This is a genomic window from Oerskovia douganii (genome assembly GCF_015142735.1).
In the GTDB taxonomy this organism is placed as follows: Bacteria; Actinomycetota; Actinomycetes; order Actinomycetales; family Cellulomonadaceae; genus Oerskovia; species Oerskovia douganii.
Genome location: NZ_JACSPN010000005.1, coordinates 38,083 through 63,272, shown reverse-complemented (window position 1 = coordinate 63,272; position 25,190 = coordinate 38,083). Strand labels below are relative to the sequence as shown.

At 73.8% G+C, this 25,190-nt stretch carries 23 protein-coding genes; 18 read left to right on the top strand and 5 right to left on the bottom strand.

Features of this window, described 5'->3' with window-relative positions; translation table 11 throughout:
* Positions 1–48: 48 nt before the first annotated feature.
* Positions 49–474 (bottom strand): NUDIX hydrolase, encoded by a 426-nt coding sequence (locus H9623_RS19950; protein ID WP_193719089.1) that lies wholly within the window; start codon positions 472–474, stop codon positions 49–51.
* A 273-nt stretch (positions 475–747) separates the two neighbouring features.
* On the opposite strand from H9623_RS19950, the gene H9623_RS05615 reads away from it, so the two are divergent.
* The 4 genes from H9623_RS05615 (at position 748) to H9623_RS05600 (ending at position 4,566) form a co-directional block, all read left to right on the top strand.
* Positions 748–1,977 carry an SHOCT domain-containing protein gene (locus H9623_RS05615; protein ID WP_193719088.1) on the top strand — a complete coding sequence of 410 codons (1,230 nt, stop codon included), beginning with the start codon at positions 748–750 and terminating at the stop codon, positions 1,975–1,977.
* A gap of 10 nt (positions 1,978–1,987) precedes the next feature.
* A complete protein-coding gene (locus H9623_RS05610; RefSeq protein WP_193719087.1) occupies positions 1,988–3,304 on the top strand; it encodes a TFIIB-type zinc ribbon-containing protein in 1,317 nt (438 codons plus the stop codon).
* A 5-nt stretch (positions 3,305–3,309) separates the two neighbouring features.
* A complete protein-coding gene (locus tag H9623_RS05605) occupies positions 3,310–3,579 on the top strand; it encodes a hypothetical protein (RefSeq protein WP_193719086.1) in 270 nt (89 codons plus the stop codon).
* A 63-nt stretch (positions 3,580–3,642) separates the two neighbouring features.
* Positions 3,643–4,566 (top strand): Ppx/GppA phosphatase family protein, encoded by a 924-nt coding sequence (locus H9623_RS05600; protein ID WP_193719085.1) that lies wholly within the window; start codon positions 3,643–3,645, stop codon positions 4,564–4,566.
* 65 nt (positions 4,567–4,631) lie between these two features.
* On the opposite strand, the gene H9623_RS05595 is transcribed toward H9623_RS05600, so the two are convergent.
* Complete coding sequence (locus H9623_RS05595) at positions 4,632–6,074, bottom strand: DUF2252 domain-containing protein (protein ID WP_193719084.1); 1,443 nt, start codon at positions 6,072–6,074, stop codon at positions 4,632–4,634.
* Between the two features lie 199 nt (positions 6,075–6,273).
* Between H9623_RS05595 and H9623_RS05590 the strand changes: the two genes are divergently transcribed.
* On the top strand, positions 6,274–7,641 hold the full coding sequence (locus tag H9623_RS05590) for an FAD-binding oxidoreductase (RefSeq protein ID WP_193719083.1): 1,368 nt from the start codon (positions 6,274–6,276) through the stop codon (positions 7,639–7,641).
* Between the two features lie 139 nt (positions 7,642–7,780).
* Here H9623_RS05590 and H9623_RS05585 read toward each other — a convergent pair whose 3' ends face one another.
* Positions 7,781–9,448 (bottom strand): glycoside hydrolase family 10 protein, encoded by a 1,668-nt coding sequence (locus H9623_RS05585; RefSeq protein WP_227748233.1) that lies wholly within the window; start codon positions 9,446–9,448, stop codon positions 7,781–7,783.
* Positions 9,449–9,709: 261 nt separating this feature from the next.
* On the opposite strand from H9623_RS05585, the gene H9623_RS05580 reads away from it, so the two are divergent.
* Both H9623_RS05580 and H9623_RS05575 read left to right on the top strand, forming a co-directional pair.
* Positions 9,710–10,108, top strand: coding sequence for a PadR family transcriptional regulator (locus H9623_RS05580; RefSeq protein WP_193719082.1), 399 nt, complete (start codon positions 9,710–9,712; stop codon positions 10,106–10,108).
* Positions 10,105–11,154: a hypothetical protein gene (locus H9623_RS05575; RefSeq protein ID WP_193719081.1), complete on the top strand. Its 1,050-nt coding sequence runs from the start codon at positions 10,105–10,107 to the stop codon at positions 11,152–11,154. The genes H9623_RS05580 and H9623_RS05575 overlap by 4 nt, the downstream gene beginning before the upstream one ends.
* Before the next feature lie 87 nt (positions 11,155–11,241).
* Here H9623_RS05575 and purB read toward each other — a convergent pair whose 3' ends face one another.
* Complete coding sequence (purB, locus tag H9623_RS05570) at positions 11,242–12,714, bottom strand: adenylosuccinate lyase (protein ID WP_193719080.1); 1,473 nt, start codon at positions 12,712–12,714, stop codon at positions 11,242–11,244.
* 175 nt (positions 12,715–12,889) lie between these two features.
* Here purB and H9623_RS05565 point away from each other — a divergent pair, with 175 nt between their 5' ends.
* The 6 genes from H9623_RS05565 (at position 12,890) to H9623_RS05540 (ending at position 18,971) form a co-directional block, all read left to right on the top strand.
* Complete coding sequence (locus H9623_RS05565; RefSeq protein ID WP_193719079.1) at positions 12,890–13,177, top strand: hypothetical protein; 288 nt, start codon at positions 12,890–12,892, stop codon at positions 13,175–13,177.
* On the top strand, positions 13,174–14,670 hold the full coding sequence (locus H9623_RS05560) for an alpha/beta fold hydrolase (protein ID WP_193719078.1): 1,497 nt from the start codon (positions 13,174–13,176) through the stop codon (positions 14,668–14,670). Before H9623_RS05565 ends, H9623_RS05560 begins: the two co-directional genes overlap by 4 nt.
* A gap of 180 nt (positions 14,671–14,850) precedes the next feature.
* On the top strand, positions 14,851–15,807 hold the full coding sequence (locus H9623_RS05555) for an ABC transporter ATP-binding protein (RefSeq protein ID WP_193719077.1): 957 nt from the start codon (positions 14,851–14,853) through the stop codon (positions 15,805–15,807).
* Entirely contained in the window at positions 15,804–16,808 is a 1,005-nt protein-coding gene (locus H9623_RS05550; RefSeq protein WP_193719076.1) for an ABC transporter permease subunit, read from the top strand. The genes H9623_RS05555 and H9623_RS05550 overlap by 4 nt, the downstream gene beginning before the upstream one ends.
* A 64-nt stretch (positions 16,809–16,872) precedes the next feature.
* A complete protein-coding gene (locus H9623_RS05545; RefSeq protein ID WP_193719075.1) occupies positions 16,873–18,297 on the top strand; it encodes a sensor histidine kinase in 1,425 nt (474 codons plus the stop codon).
* Positions 18,294–18,971, top strand: a complete 678-nt coding sequence (locus tag H9623_RS05540; RefSeq protein ID WP_193719074.1) for a response regulator transcription factor — start codon at positions 18,294–18,296, stop codon at positions 18,969–18,971. Before H9623_RS05545 ends, H9623_RS05540 begins: the two co-directional genes overlap by 4 nt.
* A gap of 58 nt (positions 18,972–19,029) precedes the next feature.
* Here H9623_RS05540 and H9623_RS05535 read toward each other — a convergent pair whose 3' ends face one another.
* On the bottom strand, positions 19,030–19,419 hold the full coding sequence (locus H9623_RS05535) for a phage holin family protein (protein ID WP_193719073.1): 390 nt from the start codon (positions 19,417–19,419) through the stop codon (positions 19,030–19,032).
* Between the two features lie 164 nt (positions 19,420–19,583).
* On the opposite strand from H9623_RS05535, the gene hisC reads away from it, so the two are divergent.
* From hisC to H9623_RS05510, 5 genes are all read left to right on the top strand, one after another.
* Positions 19,584–20,657 (top strand): histidinol-phosphate transaminase, encoded by a 1,074-nt coding sequence (hisC, locus tag H9623_RS05530; protein WP_227748251.1) that lies wholly within the window; start codon positions 19,584–19,586, stop codon positions 20,655–20,657.
* A gap of 55 nt (positions 20,658–20,712) precedes the next feature.
* Positions 20,713–20,994: a DUF805 domain-containing protein gene (locus H9623_RS05525; protein ID WP_193719071.1), complete on the top strand. Its 282-nt coding sequence runs from the start codon at positions 20,713–20,715 to the stop codon at positions 20,992–20,994.
* 355 nt (positions 20,995–21,349) lie between these two features.
* Complete coding sequence (gene pdhA, locus H9623_RS05520; RefSeq protein WP_321575312.1) at positions 21,350–22,528, top strand: pyruvate dehydrogenase (acetyl-transferring) E1 component subunit alpha; 1,179 nt, start codon at positions 21,350–21,352, stop codon at positions 22,526–22,528.
* Entirely contained in the window at positions 22,525–23,529 is a 1,005-nt protein-coding gene (locus tag H9623_RS05515) for an alpha-ketoacid dehydrogenase subunit beta (protein ID WP_193719069.1), read from the top strand. Before pdhA ends, H9623_RS05515 begins: the two co-directional genes overlap by 4 nt.
* A gap of 68 nt (positions 23,530–23,597) precedes the next feature.
* Entirely contained in the window at positions 23,598–25,094 is a 1,497-nt protein-coding gene (locus H9623_RS05510) for a dihydrolipoamide acetyltransferase family protein (protein ID WP_193719068.1), read from the top strand.
* Positions 25,095–25,190: the final 96 nt, after the last annotated feature.

Here is a 25,190-nt window from a genome sequence, read left to right as displayed (position 1 = left end):
CGCCGCTGCCCGCTGCTGCCCGCTGCTGCCCGCCGGCGAGCAGACGAGCTAGGCCGCCAGGACCCCTGCCTCCACCAGCCGCTCCAGGACGATCCGGCCCGCGGGCGGGACGCGGTGCGCGTCCCGCGCGCCGATCCAGGTGAGCTCTCCGATCTCCGCCTGCGGGGCGGCGTCCGGGGAGCCGGGCAGCGGGTCCGCGTAGAAGCAGTGCATGCGCACGAGCCTGCCGCTCAGGCCGTGCCCGGGCGCCTCGGCGACGAACCCGGACCTGACCGTGGCCGGGTCGAGCAGCACGCCGAGCTCCTCCTCGATCTCGCGCACGAGCGCCTCGGCGTCGCTCTCGCCGGGGTCGAGCTTGCCGCCCGGCATGAAGAACAGCTCGTTGTCACGGCTGCGGACGACGAGCAGCCGACCGTCCCGGACGTGGATCCAGCCGACGGTCCGGAGGGGGGCTGCGGGGGTGTCGTGGGGCACGACGCCATTCTTCCACCGAGCCGCCCGCCGCCTCGCCCCCCCCGGTGAGCACCACCGGTGAGCACCACCGGGTGCGGGCGTCGTGCCACCGGTGCGGCCTGGTGCTGGGACGCCGATGTCCGCACTGCGAGAGCAGAAGGCCCCATAGCGGCCGAGCGTGACGTTCCAGGGCGAAACTCGATACTGTGCCCATCGCGGACGGTCCACGACGGCCCGGACGCGAAGACGACAGGTCACGCGCGGCACCGTCCGCCCGATCGGACGGAGAGCTCGATGGGTTTCATCAAGGCCTTTGCCGGTGCCCTCGGCGGCACCCTCGCGGACCAGTGGAAGGACTTCCTGACCCCGCCGCCGCACCTCGCGCCGACCGCGGCCCTCTTCCCGGCCGTCGCGCAGGGGCAGAACGCGGGGCGCAGGTCCAACACCAAGGGCTCGGCGAACATCATCACGAACGGCAGCCGGTTCGTCGTCCCCGAGGGCTACGGGCTCCTGACGTTCCAGGACGGCGCGCTCACGGGCTTCGTGGCCGAGCCGGGCGGGTACGTGTTCACGTCCGACGACCAGAACTCCCAGTCGATCTTCGCCGACAACGGCTTCCTGAGCCCGCTCGTCACGACGTCCTGGGAGCGGTTCAAGTTCGGCGGGCAGCCCGGCTCGCAGCAGCTCGGGTTCTACGTGAACCTCAAGGAGCTGCCGAACAACCGGTTCGGCACGCAGTCGGAGATCTACTGGGACGACGCCTACCTGGGCGCCCAGGTGGGCGCGATCACCCGCGGCTCCTACTCGCTGCGCATCGTCGACCCGATCCTCTTCGTCAAGCAGTTCGTGCCGCTCACGTACCTCGGGGCCGGCGCGAAGGTCTTCGACTTCTCGGACCTCGACAACGACGCCGCGAGCCAGCTCTTCACCGAGGTCGTCGGGTCGCTCGCGGCCGCGTTCTCGAACTACACGAACGACCCCGACAAGGGGAACCGGATCACCCGGATCCAGAGCGACTCGGTGGGCTTCGCGCAGTCGTTGGCGGGCGCGGTCGAGGAGGGCTACCAGTGGACCTCCTACCGCGGCCTGTCGATCGTCAAGGTCGCCCTCGCCGCGATCGAGTACGACGAGGACACGCGGGCGCTGCTCAGCGACGTCAAGAAGGCCGACGCGCTCGCCGGGGCTCGCGGGAACTCGTTCCTCCAGCAGGCCGCGGCGCGCGGCATCCAGGCCGCGGGGGAGAACCCCGGAGGCGCAGGAGGCGGGGCGAACATGGCGATCCTCGGCATGGGCATGAACGCCGCGGGGGGTGCGATGTCCGGGCTGCAGCAGCCCGTCGTGCCCGTCCAGCAGGTGCCGGTCCAGCAGGCGGCGCCCGCGGAGCCCGCAGCACCCGCGGCGCCCGCCGCCCCGGCGGCCGAGGACCCCGTCGCGAAGCTGACCCAGTTCAAGTCGCTGCTCGACCAGGGGCTCATCACCCAGGCGGACTACGACGCCGCCAAGGCCAAGGTCCTCGGGTTCTGAGGGCCCGACGATGACCGTTCACGAGCCGGACCCGGTCGCGCCGCCCCACGCACCGTCCCAGGGGTCGCCGCCCCCGGAGACCCGCGCGGCCGGGGCCGGCGGCCCGCACCCCGGGGCGCCGCAGACGGGAGGCCAGACCGGGGGCCCGACCGTGGTGCGCACCGACGCCGGTGCGCAGGACGGCCTGGTCAAGTGCATCCGGTGCGGGGCGACCGAGATCGCGTACGACATCGCCAAGGCCACCCTGCGCTGCGGGTTCTGCCGGTACGAGTGGGTGAGCGCCGTGACGCTCGCCGACCTCGGGCTCGACGGGGACATCGGGTCGCTCAAGGGCGTCGTGCTGGGGTCGGGCAGCACCGACATCGTCCCCTCGTCCGACGAGGTCCTGACGTTCCGGTGCACGGGGTGCGGGGCGGACGTCGTCGTCGACACGGCGCACGGCACCCAGGCTCGCTGCCACTGGTGCCGCAGCGTCCTGTCGGTCAACCAGCAGATCCCGAACGGTGCCGTGCCCGACGTGCTGCTTCCGTTCCGGCTGCCGCAGGCCGACGCGGTCGAGCGGGTCAGGGAGTTCGTGGGCAAGCGGCAGTTCTACGCGCACCCACGGTTCCGTGCCGAGTTCGTCCCGGAGAACGTCGTCGGCGTCTACATGCCGTACCTCGTCGTCGACCTCAACGCCAAGGCCCGGCTGGAGGGGCAGGGCGAGCACCTCGTGCGCAGGTACACCGTGACGATCAAGGACGCGAACGGCCAGGAGCGGTCGGAGACGCGCTACGACGCCGATCTGTACGACGTCGTGCGCGAGTTCGACCTGCACGTCGACGACCTGACGATCGAGTCGTCGGCCGACCGGCGCGACCACGGCGCCGGGGCCCGGACGAACAACGTCATCAACACGATCCTGCCGTTCGACGTCGAGAACGCGGTGCGCTACGACTCCGGCTACCTGTCGGGGTTCACGGCCGAGCGGCGCGACACCGACGTCGACGGCGTGCGTGAGCCCGCGTTCGCCCAGGCCAAGGAGATCGCCCGGTTCCGGGCCCGGGACATGGTCGAGTTCTACGACCGCGGCGTCCGGTGGGACCACGAGCGGCTCACGGTCGTCGGGCAGCGCTGGGTCGCCGCGTACCTGCCGGTGTGGTTGTACTCCTACAACGAGGTCCGCCGGAACGGGAGCTCGCGCCTGCACTACGTCGCGGTCAACGGCAGGACGGGGGAGACCATGGGGTCGGTCCCGGTCAACCACCGTCGGCTGCTCGCCGTGTCCGTGGTCGTGGAGGCCGTGGCGGCCGTCGCGGCCCTCCTCCTCGTCGTGATCGGACTCTGATGCACGTGCTCGCCCTGGAAGCGCTCACCGTCGTCGCCGACTCCTCGTCCGGCGAGGAGGGGGCCGTCAAGGCGGTCGTCGTCATCGCGCTGCTGCTCGCCGGTCCCCTGTTCTACGGGCTCACGTGGGGGCGGTACCGCAACACCGGCAAGCGCCACGACCACCGCCGCGACACCCGGTCCGCGACCGCGGCCGAGCGGGGTGCGGACACGCACGTGCGTCGCCTCGTCGGCCGCACGAACCGCACCATGCACGGCGCGAACCACGAGTCCTAGGCGGACGGCGCGCCTGCCGTCCCGGCGCGCCCGTCCCGGACGGGTGACCGCTACCGTGGCCTGATGCGACTCGGGGTGCTCGACATCGGTTCCAACACGGTCCACATGCTCGTCGTGGACGCCGAGCGGGGCGCGCGCCCGGACCCGGCGGCGTCCGGCCGCTCGGTCGTCCGGCTCATGCGCTACCTGCAGCCGGACGGCTCGATCTCGGCCGAGGGTGTCGACGCGCTCCTGGTCGCCGCCGACGAGGCCGCTGCCCTGGCCCGCGAGTACGAGGCCGAGGAGTCGTTGGCCCTCGCGACCTCGGCGCTGCGCGAGGCGACCAACGGCGCGGAGGTGCTGGCCGCGATCGAGGAGCGCGTCGGTGTCCCGATCGAGGTCCTGTCGGGGCCCGAGGAGGCACGGCTGACGTTCCTCGCCGCGAGGCGGTGGCACGGGTGGGTTTCTGGCCGCCTCATGGTGCTCGACATCGGTGGGGGCTCGCTCGAGATCGCGTCGGGCCTCGACGAGGAGCCCGACGTCGCGGTCTCGGTCCCGCTCGGCGCCGGTCGGATGACGATCGAGTTCCTGCCCGACGACCCGCCCTCGGCCAGGCAGGTCGCCGCGCTGCGCGCGCACGTGCGGGAGGTCCTGGCGGGGGCGCTGGGTGAGGTCAAGGCGTTGCCGCGCCCGGACCACGTGGTCGCGACGTCCAAGACGTTCCGGTCGCTCGCGCGGCTCGCGGGCATGAAGGTCGCGGTCGTGGGGCCGGAGGAACGGTGGCGCATGGAGCGCTCGCAGCTCGCGGACTGGGTGCCGCGCCTCGCGCGCATCCCGGCGTCGGGCCGCACCGAGCTCCCGGGCATCACGGCCGAGCGGACCTTCCAGATCGTCGCGGGCGGCGTGGTCGCGGAGGAGACCATGAAGGCGCTCAAGGTCGCCGAGGTCGAGATCTGCCCGTGGGCCCTGCGGGAGGGGGCGATCCTGCGTCGCCTCGACCAGATCTGACGCCCGCGCGGCCGGGCGCGTGAGGCGAGCGCCGCCGTCGGGCACGTTCCTGGCGAGGGCCGGCCTCAGACGCCCGTGACGGCCTCGACGTCCCCTGCGGCGATCGCGTCGAGCAGGGCACGGTGGTCGAGCTCGTTCTGGTCGGCGTAGCGGGTCGCGAACTCGGCGAACGAGCGGTCGGCGACGTCGCCCTTGCCGAGGTAGCTCCCGATCGCGAGCGCGTTGCCGGACCGGGCGTGGCCGCGCGCGAGGACCCACGCGCACATCTGCGCGTACGCGGCCATGGCCTCGGGAACCATCGAGTCGAGGTCGGCCGACACCTTCCAGTCCCAGAGCTGGCGGAAGTAGTAGTCGTGCCGACGGTCGTCCGCGCCCTGCACGGTGTTCCACCCGAGCAGGGCGTCGCTCGTGGCCTGGAGCAGGTGCTGGCCCTCGACGACGCGCCGCCCGTTCTCGGGGTACGGGCTGGGGGACGTGTACGCCTCCAGGACCGACGGCTCGGCTTCCTTGACCTGCAGGAACAAGGGGTCGTCGTTGTCGCGGCCCACCAGGAGCGCGACCCAGCACCGCGTGCCCACGCTCCCGACCCCGACGACCCGCCGTGCCAGGTCCACGAGCCGGTAGCGCTCGAGCAGGACGCGACGGGCCCCCGTCAGGGACTCGCCGTAGTCGGACAGCGCACCGACCACGACCTGGAGCAGGCGCGACTGCTCGTCGTCGTCGAACAGCTCGCGCACCGGGACGAGCAGGGGCGGGTCGCTGCGGAAGCGCAGCTCGCCGTCGTCGTCGACCCGGGTGAGGCGGCGGCGGGCCTTCTGCCGGTCCTTGGTCCGTGCCTTGCGCAGGGCCTTGCCCAGGTTGTCGACGACGCTCCGCGGGACGGAGTCCCGCCACTTCTCGACGACCTCCGTGCCACGGAGCTGGACGTGCCACACGTCGAGGTGGCCCATGTCCCCGAACGTCCGGAGCGTCTCCCGGTAGGCGCGCGCGGCCGCCAGGACGATCTGCTGCCTCGCGGCCGGGGGCAGGTCGCGGTGGCGGCCCGCGATCTCCAGGCTGGCCGCGAGCCGTTGCACGTCCCACTCGAACGGGCCGTGGTGGGTCTCGTCGAAGTCGTTGACGTCGAACACGAGGGAGCGCTCGGGGGACGCGAAGCCGCCGAAGTTCGCGAGGTGCGCGTCGCCGCATAGCTGCACGGTCAGACCGGAGCGTGGTCCGGTGCCGAGGTCGGCGGCCATGACCGCGGCCGCGCCGCGGAAGAACGAGAACGGGGTCGCGGCCATGCGGCCCATGCGCAGCGGCACGAGGTCCGGGACGCGGCTCGCGTTCTGCGCGGTGAGGATCCCGACGGGGTCGCGACGGTCGGCGGGCGGCTCCCAGGTCGCGGTGGTGCTCCGGGGCAGGAGCGTGCGGGCCGCACGGCCCTCCTGCCGGCGGAGCTCGGGCGGGGGCGTGCCGCGCAGCGGGGCGACGGGGGTGGGCTGGGGGTGGTCCGTGGGGTGGGGCATCGTCGCTCCTCGGCTCCGGGGGCGTGCGCGCGCCCTTGCCCATCATGGCGCGGCTCCACGGGGGGCGCCTCCGCGTGGCGCGCACGACCCGTGGGAGGACATTTCCGTCACCCGCGGCGGGACTGTCACCGGAAGCGCTCCCAGTCCTCCCTCTCTGATAGCGCTGCTCCGCGCCACCATCCTGCGAGAGGTACTTCCCATGACTGCCCACGAGACCACTCAGGACGTCGTGCTCGCCGCGCTCGGACAGAGCGTCACCGGCCGCGTCCTCGCCGGGACGGACCCCGATGCCCGGCTCTCCGGCATGAACGTCGCGGTCGAGCACCACCCCGACTACGTCGTCCACGCCACGTCCCCCGAGGACGTCCAGGCGACCGTCCGCACCGCCAAGCTCTTCGGGCTGCCCGTCACGGTGTTCAGCACGGGCCACGGGTTCGCGCGGGGGATCGACGGCGGGATCGCGCTCAGCACCGCGGGCCTGACCGGGGTCGAGGTCGACGAGCCCGCACGCACGGCCCGCATCGCGGCGGGGACCCGCTGGCGGGACGTGCTCGACGTCGTCACCCCCCTCGGGCTCGCGGCCGTCACCGGGTCGTCGCCCGACGTGGGAGCGGTCGGCTTCCTCCTCGGCGGCGGGATCGGTCCGCTGGCGCGCGAGGTCGGCTTCGGGTCGAGCTACCTCGTCGAGGCGGACGTCGTCGCGGGCGACGGCGAGCTGATCCACGTCGACGAGGCCCACCACCCCGAGGTGCTGCGTGCCCTGCGCGGCGGCAAGTGGGGGCTCGGCGTCGTGACCTCCGTGACGGTTCGCCTGCTGAACCTGGAGACGGTCACGGGCGGGAACTTCTTCGCCCTGGGCGACGACGCCGCGACACTCTTCCGCACCTACGCCGACTGGGTCGCGACGGCGCCGTCGGACATCACGACCTCGGTCGCGCTGCTGCGCCTGCCGCCGCTCGAGCTCGTGCCCGAGCCGCTGCGCGGCCAGTACGTCGCGAACGTCCGCGTGGCCTCGACGCGGCCGCTGTCCGAGGTCCTGCGGGCCATCGCGCCGCTGCGCACGACCGTGCCGATCGTGATGGACTCGATCGCCGAGATCCCCTACGCCCAGATCGGGGGGGTGCACGCCGACCCGACCGATCCCATGCCGTTCCTCGACGGGTCGACCCTCCTGCACACGTTCGAGCCCCGGACGGCCGACGCGGTGCTCGAGTTCGCCGGACCCCAGACGCAGACCCCGCTCATGATGACCGAGATCCGGCACCTCGGCGGGGCGCTCGCCGACGGCACGCACGGCCCCGACTCCGTCACGGGCCGTGACGCCGCGTTCGCCCTCTTCACGATCGGCCTCCCCGTCCCGGAGCTGTTCGCGGAGGCGGTGCCGGCGGCGATCAACGGCCTGCTCGAGGCCGCACGCCCCTGGTCGCTGGGGCGCACCCAGGCGAACTTCGCGGGGGCGATCAGCGAGGCCGCGCCGTTCGACCTGTGGTCGCCGAGCGACCAGGCGCACCTCGCGACCGTGCGCCGCGAGCTCGACCCGGACGGGCGGTTCGCGCTGCCCGCGTGAGGCCGCGCGTGCCGCAGGTGCCGCGAGGACGCGCCGCGGGAGGACGGGAGCACGAGGCGGGACGTCCCGCCGTGCGCCGCCGTCCTCCCGTGCCGCCGTCCTCCCGTGCCGCCGTCAGGCGGCGAGGGCAGCGGGCGCGTCAGACCCGGCGCACCCCGCTGGGCCGCGACTCGTTCCACAGCCGGTCGAGCGCCGTCACCGCGTAGGTGTAGCGGCGTCCGGTGAGCGCGGTCTCGTCCACCCAGTCCTGCACGACGTGCCCCGAGGTGCGGACCGTCGCGACGAGGTGGGTCGCGTCCTCGATGTCGATGTGGCGGGCGTCGCCCTCGACCCGGTAGACCGCGAAGGACGTGGCCCGGGTCCGGCGGGGGCCCGTGTCGTTCCAGTGCAGCCGGACGCCCTCGGGGACCCGTCGGGCGTTGGCGAGGACCGGGACGCGCAGCGGCGAGACCCCGAGCCGGGGCATCGCGGGCACGAGCGCTGGGTGACGGTAGTGGTCCTCGAGGACCCGGGTCATGGAGCCCTGCGGGTCGGCGGGGACGTGCTTGGCCGAGAAGTAGACGTTGCCCAGCACGGGCGCGACCTCGGCGTCGACCTGCTGCGTGAAGGTCAGGTGGTTCGACATCTCGGCAGGGTCGGTGAAGACCCCCGACGTGACCTTGTAGAGCGCCTCGCCGACGAAGAGCTGCGTGCCGGACTGTGCCGCGACCTCGGCCCACCACGGCACGAGCCGGGCGTAGTCCGCGACGGCGAGCCCGATCTGCCAGTAGATCTGCGGGTTGATGTAGTCGAGCCACCCCTCGGTGACCCACTTGCGCGTGTCGGCGAACTGCATGTCGTAGGACTGCGAGCCGCTCGTGGCCGAGCCGCGAGGGTCGGTCGAGGCGTTCCGCCAGATCCCGAACGGGCTGATCCCGAACTTGACCCACGGCTTGACCTGCTTGATGCGCTGCGAGATGGACTGCACGAACGTGTCGACGTTGTGGCGGCGCCAGTCCTCGACGGTCGCGAAGCCCGCGCCGTGCGTCGCGTAGGTGTGCGCGTCGGGGATGGTCTGGCCCGCGACCGCGTAGGGGTAGAAGTAGTCGTCGAAGTGCACGCCGTCGAGGTCGTAGTTCTCGACCGAGTGCAGGATCGCCCGCTGGATGTGCTCCTGGGCCTCGGGCAGGCCCGGGTCGAAGTAGAGCTTGCCGCCGTAGGCCCACACCCACTCGGGGTGCCGGCGGGCGGGGTGCTCGGGGACGAGCTGGGCGGGGTCGGCCTGCATCGAGACGCGGTACGGGTTGTACCAGGCGTGGATCTCGATGTTGCGCTTGTGCGACTCCTCGACGACGAACGCGAGCGGGTCGTAGCCGGGGTCCTTGCCCTGGGCCCCGGTCAGGTACTGCGACCACGGCTCGTGGGGGCTGGGCCAGAACGCGTCGGCCGTGGGCCTGACCTGCACGAACACGGCGTTGAGGCGGTGCTGCTGGGCGACGTCGAGCCAGTGCAGGTACTCGGCCTTCTGCTGCTCGGCGCTGAGCCCGGCGGCCGAGGGCCAGTCGATGTTGACGACGCTCGAGATCCACATGGCGCGCAGCTCGCGCTTGCGCGGCAGGGGGCCCGACGGCGCAGCTCCCGTCGCGGGGACGGGTGCGGTCGCGGCTGCCGCGGGGGACAGGGAGCCGATCGTCACGCTCAGCGTGCTGGCCGCGACGCCTGCGGTCGCGAGCGTGAGGAAGCCGCGGCGGCCGAGCCCGCTGGGTGTGGGGGTGCCGGGCACGGGGGTGGCCTCGTCGGGGTCGGTCGGGTGGTGCGTCATGTCCATGCCTCCATTGGTACGGGTCCGATGCATGGAAGAGAGTTTCATAGTTCTCACAGTTTGTGAAGGTTTGCGCCATGTCGCTCGTGGGTGCGCAGGGGCGGTCTGGCCGGTCGGCCGCTGCCGAGGACGGGGTTGAGGTCGCCATTCGACGGATCGCGACCTCAACCCCGTTCTCGGCGCGGAAAAGCGGGTGCGAGCGCTCGAGGGGGCGCGGCCCGGCGTGTCGGATTCCGATGGATTCGTGACGAGAGTATGTTCCTCGGCATGGCATCCAAACCGCTCCAGGAACCCGCGTTCCTCGTCCTGTCGGCGCTCGCGACCGGCCCGCTGCACGGCTACGGCATCGCCAAGGACGTCGAGGCCAGCTCGGAGGGCCGCATCACCCTGCGCGTCGGGACCCTCTACGGCGCGATCGACCGGCTCGTCGCCGCAGGGCTCGTCGAGGTCGACCACGAGGAGGTCGTCGACTCCCGCCTGCGCCGGTACTACCGGCTCACGACCGAGGGCGGGGTGCGGCTCGAGGCCGAGGCGCACCGGGCCGAGGCCCAGGCCCGCCGCGCCCTGGAACGCCTGGGCGCCCGACGCAGCCCACGAACCGCCGCGCCCGGACGCACGACGGGGGCGGCGCCGTCGGGCCTGGGTGCAGGACCGGTGCCCGCATGACGGCCGCCGGCGCCGAGCACGGCCAGACCGACCAGGCCCTGCCCGTCGCGCCCGTGCTCGTCCGTGACTACCGCCGCCTGGTGCGTCTCTTCCCGTTCGCCTATCGCCGCGACCACGGCACCGAGGTGCTCGGGCACCTGCTCGACGGCGCCGCGCCGGGCCAGTCCCGCCCGACACCGGCCGAGCGCACCGACCTGCTGCGCGCCGCCGCGAGGGAGTGGCTGCTCGCGCCGCTCGGATCGACCGCCCGGCAGCGCCGCGCCGCGACCGGCCTGCTGACGGTGCTGCTCCCGGCGGTCCTCGGGATCCATGCGGCGAGGGCTCTCGCCCACGCCGCCTGGACCCTGGGTGGCGACGGCGCACCGCTCCTCCTGCAGGTCGCGCCCCTGGCGCCGACCTGGGCGGTCTGGTGCGTCGGGGTCGTGGCGGTGCTCGCGGGCCTCGCCCGCACGGGCCGCGCACTGGTCGCGGCCGCGGCCGTCGCGGGGCTCGTGACGCTCGTGGTGCTCGTGGGGTCGGGGCGCGAGCACACCGCCTACCTCGAGGCCGGGTGGGTCCTCGGGCTGGTCGCGCACGCGGTGGTCGTCGCGGAGCACGACCGTCGCCTGGCACCTGGGCGCCGGTGGGGCCGAGCGGCCGGGACGGCGGGGGCCGTGGTCGGCGCCCTCGGCGCGTACGTCATGGTGATCGCGCCCGACAACGCCTGGAACGGCGCCCCGTGGTGGGTGGCTCCGTACGGGAGCGCGTGGACCCTCGGGGGGTTCGTCGCACCGGTCGTCGCCGTCCTGGCCGGCGCGGCGCTCTGGTCGCGGACCCGGCAAGCCGTTCCCGTCCTGCTGGGGGGAGTCGTGGGTGTCGGGCTCGGGCGTTCAGGGCTGTTCTGGTCGGGGAACGTGAACGCCGAGGCCGTGGACGCGGGCAACGTCCTCGCCCTGGTCGGCTGCGCGCTGCTCGCGGTCGTCGCCGCGCGCTGGGTCGTGAACCGGCTCGACGAGCTCGCCGAGGTGCGCGCCGCGCACCGCGCGCTGCTCGGCACGCCGACCTGACCGGTCGCCCGCGGACGAGAACGGGGTTGAGGTCGCCATTCGACGGATCGCGACCTCAACCCCGTTCTCGGCACCCGGGTACCCCGGTCAGTCCAGGTACTCGCCCACGAGCTGCTCCGCGATGCCCGTGTACGTGCCCGGGGTGAGGTCCGTGAGGCGGCGCGTGACGTCGTCGGGCAGGCCGAGGCCCTGGACGAACTCCCGCATCTCCTCGCCCGTCAGGCGGTGCCCGCGCGTGAGGTCCTTGAGGCGCTCGTACGGGTTCTCCATGCCGGGGACGCCCGCGACCGACGCCGCGCGCATGGCCGACTGGATGGGCTCACCGAGCACCTCCCAGTTGGCGTCGAGGTCCGCGGCGAGCAGGTCCGCGTTGACCGCGAGGGCGCGCAGGCCGCGCGAGACGTTGTCCACCGCGAGCAGCGAGTGGCCGAACGCCGGGCCGATGTTGCGCTGCGTCGTCGAGTCCGTGAGGTCGCGCTGGAGGCGCGACGTCACGAGCGTCGAGGCGAGCGTGTCGAGCAGCGCGCAGGAGATCTCGAGGTTCGCCTCGGCGTTCTCGAAGCGGATCGGGTTGACCTTGTGCGGCATGGTCGAGGACCCCGTCGCGCCCGGTACCGGGATCTGCTTGAAGAAGCCGAGCGAGATGTACGTCCACACGTCGGTGCTGAGGTTGTGGAGGATGCGGTTGAAGCGGGCCATGTCGCTGTAGAGCTCGGCCTGCCAGTCGTGCGACTCGATCTGCGTCGTCAGCGGGTTCCACGTCAGCCCGAGGCTCTCCACGAAGGACTTCGAGACGGCCGGCCAGTCGATGCCCGGGACGGCGACCGTGTGCGCACCGTAGGTACCCGTCGCGCCGTTGAGCTTGCCGAGGTACTCGGCGCCCTCGATGCGGCGCAGCTGGCGGCGCAGGCGGTGCGCGAGCACTGCGAGCTCCTTGCCCAGGGTGGACGGCGTCGCCGGCTGGCCGTGCGTGCGGCTCAGCAGCGGGACGGCCGCGTGCTCGCGCGCCATGTCCGCGAGCTGGTCCGTGAGGGCCGTCGCGGCGGGCAGCCACACGTCGCGCACCGCGCCCTGCACCATGAGCGCGTACGACAGGTTGTTGATGTCCTCGCTCGTGCACGCGAAGTGCACCAGCTCGCCCGCCGACGGCAGGACCGTGCCCTCGCCCAGGACGCCCGGGGCGGCCTCGAGGCGACGCTTGATGTAGTACTCGATCGCCTTGACGTCGTGCACCGTGACGCGCTCGATCTCCCCCAGCTCGGCGATGCCCGCGGCGTCGAAGTCCGTGACGATCGCGCGCAGGTACGCCTTCTCGGCGTCGCTCAGCGTGGGCGCGCCCGGGACCACGGGGCCCTCGGTGAGACGGATGAGCCACTCGACCTCGACGTGGAGGCGCTCGCGGTTGAGCGCGGCCTCGCTCAGGTGGTCGACCAGGGGCGCGACGGCGCCGCGGTAGCGCCCGTCGAGCGGGCCCAGGGCGATGGGCGGGGTGATGTCGGCGAGCGTGGCGCGCTGGGTGGTGGTCACAGGCGCGGCGGAGTCGGCGGAGTCCGTAGGCATGGCGCCATTCTCCCACGCGTGCCCGACGGCGGAGCGGGCGTCTCGCGGTCGTCTCCCCGCCCTGCCACGGGCCGTGGCGGACCTGGCCGTGCACAGGCCCAGCACGCGATCCTCCCGCCCACAGGCAGGTGCGCGGGCTGCCAGGACGTGGTCGGCACGCCCTACGGTCTGCGGCATGTCGACCCTCGCCTCGTCCCCCTCCTGGCCCTCCACGCTCGACGCCGCCGATCCCCGCCCCGAGCTGCAGCGCGCGGCGGACCAGGCGGCCCAGGCCGTCGCGCTGGTGCGCAGGAGCGCCGACGTCGCGTGGAAGGGCAAGGCGTCGGACGGGTACCGCGACCTCGTCGCCGATGCGGTGGACGCGCTGCGCCGGGCGGACATCGAGGCCGACCGGGCCGTCGGGGCGGCCGTCCGGTACCTCCGGGCCGTCGACGCCGCGAACGCCGAGGCGAGCCTGCGATGAGCCGCCCGCCGGACCCGACCGCGGGGATCGTCGTCTCCGGGGGAGTGACGAGCGTCGAGACGGCCGACCTGGTGGCGGCCGCCGCGGTCGTGACCGAGGCCGTGCTGCGGGTCGAGGCCGCCCTCGCTCACGGCCGACGCGCGCACGGGCTGGTCAGCGGGATCCTCGACCCGCCGCCGTCCTCGGTGGCCTGGGCGGGCGGGAGGGCCGCGTGCCACCCGTCGCTCGACCCGGGGCTCCCCGCGTCGTGGACCCCCGTCCCGCCGGAGGTTGCCGCGGCCCGCTCCGCGCTGCTCGAGGAGATCGCCGCCTGCACCGACGCGCTGCTGATCGCCGGACGCCGGCTCGACGGGCTGGTCGACAGGCTCCGCAAGGCCGCAGGGATCTACGAGGAGAGCGAGTCCGGCGTCGAGGGCTTCCTGTCGTGGGTCGCGCGCGTACCGGGCACCGGGGTCGTGCTGGCCGTGGGCGCGGGGCTGGTGGACGTCGCGGTGTGGGCAGCGGCAGGGCAGGGCGTCCGCTGGGAGCGGTTCGTCCGGGGCTCCGCGGCCTACCACGACGAGGCCGTCCGTGACCTGAGCACCTTCCTCGCGCGCGTGAACCCGGTGCCCGACCTCGAGGACCGCTCGGCCGTGGGAGAGGCCGCCGGGATGCTGCGGGGCATGACCGAGTCCTACCGGCGGAGGTTCGCCCCGGCCGTCGTCACGACCGAGCTGACCGGCGAGGCCCTGCCCGCCGGCTTCAGCAAGCCCGTCGCGCACAGCGCCGAGGACCTCCTGTCCGGGATCGACGTGGTCTACGGCAAGGGCAACGGCCTCCCGGACTCGGTCGTGTCGGTCGAGAAGTACGTCGACGAGGACGAGAAGGCCACCTGGGTCGTGACCGTGCCGGGCACCCAGCTCGGCAGCGCGACGACGCCGTTCAGCATGACCTCCAACTTCGACCTGGTGCAGGGGGACGACGCCGACAGCACCGCGCACGTCCTCGCCGCGATGCGTCAGGCCGAGATCCCCGAGGGGGAGGAGGTCGTGCTCGTCGGCCACTCGCAGGGCGGCATGGTCGCGATGGCCGTCGCGGCCGCGGCGACCGGGGCGGGAGCGGGCCGCGCGGGTGGAGGCCCCCGCTACGACGTCCGGCACGTCCTGACGGCCGGCGCGCCCGTCGGCGGGGCGACGCTGCCCACGACGGTGCGCGGGACGCACGTCGAGATCGAGCAGGAGGTGATCTCCCAGCTCGACGGCACCGACAACCCGGTCGGCCCCGACCGCGTCACGGTCCGTGCGGACCTCGACGCCGCCGGGGCGCCCGAGACCAGGGCAGTGGTCCCGCACGGCGTGCCGTTCCACGTCGACGTCCTGGGCCGCGCCCGCGAGGTCGGCCAGCCAGGGCTCGCGGACAACCTCGACGCGATCGAGCGAGCGGTCTCCGGGAGGCGCGTCGAGGAGCGCTACTTCCGCGGGGCGCTCGCCCCGCTCGCCGTCGCACCGCCGTGACGTCGCCTCCGCTGCGGGCGTCGGCCCGCAGGGAGGCGCGGGGCGGGGCGGAGGCGGGACGGTCCGTGAGGGTCCTCCGAAGGGAGGACCCTGCGCGCCGCGGGATCTCGTCCCTGTGGACGTCCCGGGCAGGGGGCTGCGCTCCTACGTTGAGGAGGTCACCGACGGAGGAGCACGCACATGATCCAGGCAGCAGGCCTGACGAAGAGGTACGGGGAGAAGACGGCGGTCGACGACGTCTCGTTCACGGTCCGGCCCGGGGTGGTCACCGGGTTCCTGGGGCCCAACGGTGCGGGGAAGTCGACGACCATGCGGATGATCGTCGGGCTGGACCGGCCGACGGCCGGGACGGTCACGGTCAACGGCGCACCCTACGCACGGCACCGCGCCCCGTTGGGGGAGGTGGGCAGCCTGCTCGACGCGCGGGCGGTGCACCCGGGAAGGTCGGCCAGGGACCACCTGCTCGCCCAGGCGAGGACGCACGGGCTCGGGCGCCGCCGCGTCGAGGAGGTGATCGAGTCCACGGGGCTCGGGCCCGTGGCACGCAGGCGTGCGGGGACGTTCTCGCTCGGCATGGGGCAGCGCCTCGGGATCGCGTCGGCGCTGCTCGGTGATCCTCGGACGCTGATCCTCGACGAGCCCGTCAACGGGCTGGACCCCGAGGGCGTGCTGTGGGTGCGCACGCTGCTGCGCGGTCTGGCGGCCGAGGGGCGGACCGTGCTGCTGTCCTCGCACCTCATGAGCGAGATGGCGCTCACGGCGGACCACCTCGTCGTCCTCGGCCGTGGCCGTGTGATCGCCGACGCCCCCCTGGCGGAGATCGTGGCCCGGGCCCAGACGGCCACGGTCAGGGTCCGGACGCCCATGACCGCGGAGCTCGAACGGGAGCTGCGTCGTCGCCCGGGGGTGGGTGTCACGTCCGTGGAGCGTGACGTGCTCGACGTGACGGGGTGCACGGCCCCGGAGGTGGTCGCCGCCGCGGCGACCGTCGGGGTCGCCGTCCACGAGCTCGCCCCCGTGCGGACCTCGCTCGAGGACGCCTACCTGCGCTTGACCGCCGACGCGGTCGAGTACCGCTCGACCCCCGTCCCCGGCGCTCCCGCGCCGGGCCGCGCCAGCCTCGGAGGCTCTCGATGACCACGCCCGCCACCAGCGCGTCCGCCACCAGCGCGTCCGCCACCAGCGCGCCCGCCGGACCGACGACCCTCGGCCCGGCTGGGTCCGCCACCAGCGCGCCCGCCGGACCGACGACCCTCGCCCCGGCCGCGCCCGGCCCGGCCGCGCCCGCCCCCGGGGGGCCCGCCGCAGGACCCGCCAGCACACCGTCCCGGCTCGTGCCCGTCCGCCCCGCGACCTTCGGCCGGCTCGTCGCGGCCGAGTGGACCAAGCTCCGTTCGCTCCGGTCGAGCTGGTGGGTCCTCGGCGTCGGCCTGCTGTTCCTGCCCGCGCTCGCCGCGTCGCGGATGACGAGCATCGCCCAGGTCCCGGAGGCGGTCGGGAGCCCGGGCCTGGTCGGGGCCGTGTACGTGACGTCCGGGGTGGTGCTGTCCCAGCTCGCGTTCTGCACGCTGGGCGTGCTCGCCGTCACGGGGGAGTACGGGACGGGGCAGATCCGGTCGACGCTCGCAGCCGCGCCGGCCCGCGTCCCGGCCCTGGGGGCCAAGCTCGTGGTCACGGTCGGCGCCGTGGCGGCGGCCTCGCTCGCCGGGGTCGCGCTCGCGTGGGCGGCCGGCGCCGCGTGGTTCGACGCGACCGGCATGTCGGTGGACCTCGCACGGGCGGAGGACGCCCGGATCGTCCTGGGCGTCCCGCTCTACCTGGCGGCCGTGACGGCGCTCGCGTTCGGCATCGGCACGATCGTGCGGAGCTCGGCCGGGGGCATCACGATCGTGCTCGGCCTCCTGCTCGTCGTGGAGAACGGGCTCGCCGCGATCCCGTGGGGACCGGTCCAGACGTTCGTCACGTACCTGCCGTCGAGCGCGGGCAGCCGGTTGCTCCAGTCGGAGGCCGTCGGTTCGGTGATCACCACGTCGAGCAGCACGGCGCTGTCCCCCTGGGGCGGCTACGGTGTACTGCTCGTGTGGGTCGTCGTGGTGCTCGCCGTCGCCGGGGTGCTCCTGCGTCGTCGGGACGCCTGAGCGTGGTACCCGCCCCCAGCGCGGCACCGCCCCCGGGCGGGTGGCTCGTGGTCGAGGAGAGAGCATGAGCAACGAGACGTCTGCACCGCCCCCGGTCTTCACCGAGCTGTCCGCGCGCCGGCTGGGGCCGGTCCGCCGGTACCTGGTGCGGCACCCGGTCGTCGTGGACGTGCTGCTCGTCGTGTGCTTCGCCGCCTGGGCGTCGCTCATGGGCCTGGGCGCGGACTCGATGTACGTCCTGCACGCCTACCTGGGCGGGGAGCAGGTCCTGCAGATGCAGCTCACGTCGCTGGCGCTCACGGTGTGCGGGGCGGTGGCGCTGTGCTGGCGGCGTCGCCGTCCGGTTCTCGTGGCCGTGGTCATGAGCGTCCTGGGCGTGGCGGCGCTCGCGGCCACGGGGGCGACGTCGGGCTTCGAGGTGGGGGTCGCGATCGCCCTGTACGCGGTCGCGCGGTCGAGGCGGCCGGTCGTGACGTGGGCCGTGTGCGCCGCGTCGGTGGCCGCCCTGCTGGTCGGTGCCCGCCTGCTGCCCCTGGCGACGACGGTGGGCGCCATCAGCATGGGGCTCGACCCGGGGGACGCCGCCGAGGCCGCGGCCGGGCGGGTGGGGGCCTTCCTCCAGAGCGCGGTCTGGTACCAGACCGCGGTCCCCGTCCTGGTGCTCGCGCTCCTCGCGGTCGCGCTGGGGACGAGCGTGCGCAACCGTCGGCTGCACGTCGCGGCGTTCGTGGACGCCGCCAACGCGCTCGCGCGGGACCTGGAGCAGCGCGAGCGGCTGGCGCAGGCGGCGGAGCGGGCGCGCATCGCGCGCGAGATGCACGACGTCGTCGCGCACAGCATCTCGGTCATGGTCGCGCTCGGCGGGGGTGCGGCCGCCGCGATCGACTGGGCGCCCGACCGGTCACGCACCGCGCTCGACGAGCTCGTCGCGACGGGACGCTCGGCGCTCGGCGACATGCGGCGCGTCCTGGACGTCCTGCACGACGACGACGGCGACGGTGCCGACGGGCCGGTGGCCGCTGCGGGGACGCCGGCGAGCGACGTGGGGACGCCGGCGAGCACCGTCGGAGGCGCGCCGCTCGAACCTCAGCCGGGCACCCCCGACCTGACCGCGCTCGTCGAGCGCTTCCGCACGGCCGACCTGCCGGTCACGGCGTCGGGCCTGACCGACGCAGGCCTCGACGGCCTCGACGCGAGCATGCAGCTCGCCGTCTACCGGATGGTCCAGGAGGCCTTGACCAACGTGCTGCGGCACGCGCCGGGCACGCCTGCGGTCGAGGTGGGGGTCACCCGGGGCCGGGAGCACGTCGAGGTCATCGTGACCGACGGCGGCCCCACGGTCCCCGTCGAGCCGGCCCACGGGGCGCAGCGCGGGCTCGTCGGGATGCGTGAGCGCGCCGCGGTGTTCGGCGGGACGGTCGAGGCGGGGCGGAACGGGGCAGGATGGCAGGTCCGTGCGGTCCTGCCGCTGAACGAGGGAGTCGCATGACGAAGGTCCTGCTGGTCGACGACCAGGCGCTGGTCCGCATGGGCTTCCGGCTCCTGCTGGAGAGCGCGGAGGGTGTCGAGGTCGTCGGCGAGGCGGCCGACGGGGGGAGCGCGGTCGACCAGGTCCGGGCGTTGCGGCCGGACGTCGTCGTCATGGACGTGCGCATGCCCGGCGTCAACGGCATCGACGCGACCCGGGACATCGTCGCGGAGCATCCCGGCGTCCGGGTCCTCGTCCTGACGACGTTCGACCTGGACGAGTACGCGTTCGCGGCGTTGCGTGCCGGGGCGAGCGGCTTCCTGCTCAAGGACGCGGGTCCGGCCGAGCTCGTGACGGCGGTCCGGACGGTGGCCTCGGGGGACGCCGTGGTCTCGGCGCGGGTGACGCGGCGCATGCTCGAGCTGTTCGCCGACCGGTTCCCGGAGTCCGGCGCGGCCCCGGCCGCCGGCGCGACGCATCCCCGGCTGGCGGGTCTCACGCCGCGCGAGACGGACGTGCTGCACTGCATCGCGGAGGGCCTGTCGAACGCTGAGATCGCCGACCGGCTCTTCCTGTCGGAGACGACCGTCAAGACCCACGTGGGGCGCATCCTCGCCAAGCTCGGGGTCCGCGACCGGTTGCAGGCCGTGGTGCTCGCCTACGAGTCGGGGCTCGTGCGCGCGCGGACCGACTGACCGGCGGGCCCGCACGGTCAGGCCGCACGGTCAGGCCCGCACGGTCAGGCCCGCACGGTCAGACTCGTGACTTGGGCGCGACGACCGCGGAGATCGCGAAGTTCAGCACGCCGATGATGAGCGCGGCGAGCAGCGCCCACCAGAACCCGCCCTCGATGCGGATGCCCCAGTCGGTCTGCTCGGTGATCCACGCCGTGAGCATCAGCATCAGGGCGTTCACGACGAGCGTGAACAGGCCGAGCGTGAGGATGTAGAGCGGGATCGAGATGATCTGCACGATCGGCTTGATGATCGCGTTGACGAGCGAGTAGATGAGGGCCACGGCCAGGACGATGACGATCTGGCCGCCGACGGTGTCGGAGCCGACGATCGCGAAGTGGTCGTCGATGAACAGGCTCGTGAGCCAGATCGCGATGCCGGTGACGATGACGCGGATGACGAAGCTCATGCATGTCATCCTGCCATCCCTGTCCACGGGACCGCGGGGCCACGCCGTCGAGGGGTGGGTCGTGCCCGGCGCGCACCGCGCTCCCCGGGCCGGTGCGTGGGCCCGGGAGGTGGGCGGCGCCGTCGGGCGGCGGGGGACAGTGGCATCCTGGGGGCGTGACCGAGCTGCCACCCCAGACCTCCCGTGTCCCCCTGCGTCCCGCCGTCGCCGCGCTGCCGGCCTACGTGCCGGGGGCGCGGCTCGCGCCGGGGTCGAGCGCGTTCAAGCTGTCGTCCAACGAGAACCCGTACCCGCCGCCCGCCGCGGTGGTCGCGGCGGTCGTCGACGCGGCGGCCGACACCAACCGCTACCCCGACATGTACGCGACCGACCTGACGGAGGCGCTCGCCACGGACCTGGGGGTCGACGCGTCGCAGGTCGTCGTGGGCAACGGCTCGGTGGCCGTGCTCGCGCACATCCTGTCGGCCGTGGTCGACGCGGGCGACGAGGTCGTCTACCCGTGGCGCTCGTTCGAGGCGTACCCGATCGCGGTCGCGGTCGCGGGCGGCACCTCGGCGCGCGTGCCCGTGACGCAGGACGGTCGCCTCGACCTGCCCGCGATGGCCGCGGCGATCAGCGACCGGACCCGCGTGGTCCTGGTCTGCACGCCCAACAACCCGACGGGCCCGGTGGTGCACGCGGGCGAGCTCGCGACGTTCCTCGCGTCCGTGCCGGGCGACGTCCTGGTGGTCCTCGACGAGGCCTACCTCGAGTTCGTGCGCGACCCGCAGGCGCCCGACGGCCTCGCGGTCCTCGCGGCGCACCCCAACGTGGTGCTGCTGCGCACGCTCTCCAAGGCCTACGGCCTGGCGGGGCTGCGCGTGGGCTACGCGGTCGCCGAGCCCGCTCTCGCGGCGGGCGTCCGCGCGGTGTCGACGCCGTTCGGCGTCTCGCACGTCGCGCAGCGCGCGGCCCTGGCGGCGCTGTCGGTCAAGGACGAGCTGCTCGAGCGCGTCGAGCACCTGGTCTCGCGGCGCGAGCGCCTGGTCGAGGGGCTGCGCGACCAGGGGTGGGACCTGCCGGAGACGCAGGCGAACTTCGTGTGGTTCCCGCTGGGCGGCCCGACGGCGGAGCTCGCCGCGGGCGCTTCGGCCGCCGGGCTGCTGGTGCGTCCTTTCGCGGGCGAGGGCATCCGGGTGAGCGTGGGCGAGGAGGAGGCGACCGAGGCGTTCCTGAAGGTCGCGGCGGGCTGGCGCTGACGGGTACCGGTCGCCACCTGTTGCCGACGTGTCCGCCCGGGAGAAGACTCCCGGTATGGACACTCCCACGGTCGACGAGATCCCGGACGAGTACGCCTGGTTGTTCGGCACGGCGGGCCTGATCCTGTGGGCCGCCGTCGCCGTCATCTTCCTGATCGCGTACATCCAGATCATCCGCAAGGCCGGGTACTCGGGGTGGTGGGTCCTGGTCGGGATCGTGCCGCTCCTGAACATCGTGATGTTCCTGGTGTTCGCGTTCTCGACGTGGCCCGTGACGCGGGAGCGGGACGCGCTGCGTGCGCGCGGGGGTTACCCCGGGGTGTACCCGCCGGGGTGAGCGCGAGGCCGGGAGCGGGCGGGCGCGCGTCCTCGTCCGGGGCGCGGGATTCTGACGGGTTGCGCCAACCGATCCGTCCGTGACGCCCTGGTTCGTGGGGAGACGCGGACGCTCGCTTGGAGGGAACCTCCAAAGACGTGCGGGGAAGGTTTGTCCTCCAATGGCGGAGGAGCCGAGGGCCTCGTAGCCTACGCTTGCGTAAGCTACGGTGTCGTAGGTTCGGTTGGAGACGACCGAGGACCGCCCCCGAGCGACCCGGGCTCACGCCTCGGGCCGCACCGAAGGAGAACGCGTGAACCAGCAGCACACCGCCCCCGCGGCCGACCTCGCAGCCGAGCCTGCCGGCGACCCGCTCGTGGGCTCGCCGGACACCGGGGCGGACCTTCCCGTCGACGCGGACCTGCTCCAGCTCCTGACCCCCGCCGGGGTGCGGGTCGAGACCCCGGACAACGCGGCCTACCGCGAGCGGGTGGCTCACCTCGACGCCGACGCCCTGCGCGGCCTGTACCGCGACATGGTCCTGACCCGCCGCTTCGACGACGAGTCGACGTCGCTGCAGCGCCAGGGCGAGCTCGGGCTCTTCCCCCAGGCGCTCGGGCAGGAGGCCGCGCAGATCGGCTCGGGTCGCGCGCTGGCCCCGCAGGACTACGTCTTCCCGTCCTACCGCGAGCACGGGGTCGCCTGGACGCGCGGCGTCGACGTGGCCGACATCCTGCGCCAGTTCCGCGGCATCGACCACGGCGGCTGGGACCCGGAGGCGCACAACTTCCACCTGTACACGCTCGTGATCGGCTCGCACACGCTGCACGCGACGGGCTACGCGATGGGCATCCAGCGCGACGGCCTCGTCGGCACGGGGGACGCGACCAAGGACGCCGCGGTCGTGACCTACTTCGGCGACGGCGCCACGTCCCAGGGCGACGTGAGCGAGGCCCTCGTCTTCGCCGCGGTCAACGAGTCCCCGGTCGTCTTCTTCTGCCAGAACAACCAGTGGGCCATCTCGGAGCCCACGACCAAGCAGTCGCGCGTGCCCATCCACCAGCGCGCGCACGGGTTCGGCATCCCGAGCCTGCGCGTCGACGGCAACGACGTCCTCGCGTGCTACGCCGCGACGGCCGAGGCGCTCGAGCGGGCGCGGTCGGGCGGCGGTCCCACGTTCATCGAGGCGTACACGTACCGCATGGGCGCGCACACCACCTCGGACGACCCCACGCGCTACCGCACCTCCGAGCAGGAGGCGCTGTGGCGCCGTCGGGACCCCATCGACCGCATGCGCCTCCTGCTGGAGGCCGAGGGCGCGTGGGACGAGCAGTGGGCCGCGGACCTCGAGGCCGAGGGCGACGCCCTGGGCGAGCGGCTGCGGACGTTCGTGCGCGGCCTGGGCCGCCCGTCGACCGAGTCGATGTTCGAGCACGTGTACGCGACCGAGCACGCGGTCGTCACGGCCGAGCGCCGGTGGTTCGAGGAGTACGAGGCGTCCTTCGCGGACGACGGCGCGTCGCGGACGCACGACCAGCACGGAGGAGCACGATGAGCGCGCCGACCACCACCACCGCGACCCGGCTCACGCTGGGCAAGGCCGTCAACGAGGGCCTGCGCGCCTCGCTCGCGGCCGACCCCAAGGTCCTGCTCATGGGGGAGGACATCGGGAAGCTCGGCGGCGTCTTCCGCGTGACCGACGGTCTGCAGGCCAGCTTCGGCGAGGACCGCGTGGTCGACACCCCGCTCGCCGAGTCCGGCATCGTCGGGACCGCGATCGGCCTGGCGCTGCGCGGCTACCGGCCCGTGTGCGAGATCCAGTTCGACGGGTTCATCTTCCCGGCCTACGACCAGATCACGACGCAGCTCGCCAAGATGCACTACCGCTCGCGCGGACGCCTGAACCTGCCCGTGGTCATCCGCGTGCCGTTCGGCGGCGGGATCGGCGCCGTCGAGCACCACAGCGAGAGCCCCGAGGCGCTGTTCGCCCACACCCCGGGCCTGCGCGTCGTGTCCCCCTCGACGCCCCAGGACGCCTACACGATGATCCGCGAGGCCATCGCGTCCCCGGACCCCGTGCTGTTCTTCGAGCCCAAGGGTCACTACTGGGACAAGGGCGACGTCGTGCTCGACGCCCCCGTGGCGGACGCGACGCTCAACTCCGCGGTCGTGCGGCGCGAGGGCACGGACCTGACGCTCGTCGCGTACGGCCCCACGGTCGCGACCGCGCTCAAGGTCGCCGCCGCCGCAGCGACCGAGGGCCGCTCGATCGAGGTCGTGGACCTGCGCACCATCTCCCCGCTCGACACCGCGACGGTCGTCGCCTCGGTGCGCAGGACCGGGCGGTGCGTGGTCGTGCACGAGGCCGCGACGTTCCTCGGCTCGGGAGCCGAGATCGCGGCCCGCGTGACCGAGGAGTGCTTCTACGAGCTCGAGTCGCCCGTGCTGCGCGTCGGCGGCTTCCACACGCCGTACCCCGTCGCGAAGCTCGAGCACGAGTACCTGCCGAGCCTCGACCGCGTCCTCGACGCCGTCGACCGCGCCCTGGCGTACTGAGGCCCCCCAGCCCAGCGGGTCCTCGACCCACCGACCTTCCCGACCACAGTTCACACGAGGAGCAGGCAGTGCCCACCTTCGAGCAGTTCAAGCTCCCTGACGCCGGCGAGGGACTCACCGAGGCGGAGATCGTGCAGTGGCACGTCGCCGTGGGTGACGAGGTCACGGTCAACCAGACGATCGTGGAGATCGAGACGGCCAAGTCCCTCGTCGAGCTCCCGTCGCCCTTCACGGGCGTCGTCACCGAGCTGCTCGCGGACGAGGGCGTCACGGTCGAGGTCGGCGTGCCGATCATCGTGATCGACACCGACCCGACGGGCGCGCCGTCCGCGTCGGCTCCCGCCGCGGCTGCGGCGCAGTCCCCGGAGGCCGAGCTGTCGGAGGGGAGCGGTGCGGTCCTCGTCGGTTACGGGGTCGCCGAGCAGGCGAGCGCGCGACGCCCACGCCGCGGCGCGATGGCCGCGGCACCCGCAGGCCCGACGGCGCAGCGCACCGCCCCCGCCGCCGCACCGTCCGTGCAGCCCGCCCCGGCACCCGACCCGAGCCGGGGGACCGCGCCCGCCTCTGCACCCGCCGCACCCGCGCAGCAGGCCCGGCCGGCGCCGTCGGGCCCGATCCGCGCCCTGGTCTCCGCCGCGACGACCGGCCGGACCGTCCTCGCCAAGCCCCCCGTGCGCAAGCTCGCGCGCGACCTGGGCGTCGAGCTCGCGTCCGTGCCCGCGACCGGGCCTGGCGGGATCATCACGCGCGAGGACGTGCTGTCGTACAACGCGCGCTCCGAGCCGCGCACGCTCGCGACGTACGCGGGCGACGACTCGCCCTGGCTCAACGACGCGGGCGCGGGGTCCACCGTGACCCCGGACGGGCGCCAGACGCGCGTGCCCGTGAAGTCCGTGCGCAAGCGCACGGCCGAGGCCATGGTGCAGAGCGCGTTCACGGCGCCGCACGTGACCGAGTTCCACACGGTCGACGTCACCAAGACCATGAGGCTCGTCGCGCGCCTGCGCGAGGACCGCGAGTTCAAGGACGTGCGCGTCACGCCCCTGCTCATCACGGCCCGCGCGCTCCTGCTCGCCGTGCGCCGCCACCCGGAGATCAACGCGAGCTGGGACGAGGCCGCCCAGGAGATCGTCTACAAGCACTACGTGAACCTGGGGATCGCGGCCGCGACGCCCCGCGGGCTCGTGGTGCCCAACATCAAGGACGCGCACCGCCTCGACCTCAAGGGCCTCGCGCAGGGGCTCTCGGACCTCACGGCCACGGCTCGCGCCGGGAAGACGTCGCCCGCCGACATGTCCGACGGGACCATCACCATCACCAACGTGGGCGTGTTCGGGATCGACACCGGGACACCCATCCTCAACCCGGGCGAGGCCGCGATCCTCGCGTTCGGCGCGGTCCGCGAGCAGCCGTGGGTCCACAAGGGCAAGATCAAGAAGCGCTGGGTCACGCAGCTCGCCCTGAGCTTCGACCACCGCCTCGTCGACGGCGCCCTGGGCGCGTACGTCCTCGCGGACGTCGCGAAGATCCTCGAGGACCCGGCGCAGGCGCTCGTCTGGGGCTGAGCGCCTCGCGGTCGTGGCCAGGCGCCGCACGGCCACGCGCACCCCGTAGCGGGACCGGCCGACGACGAGGGGTGGCGAGCCGGACCGGCTCGCCAC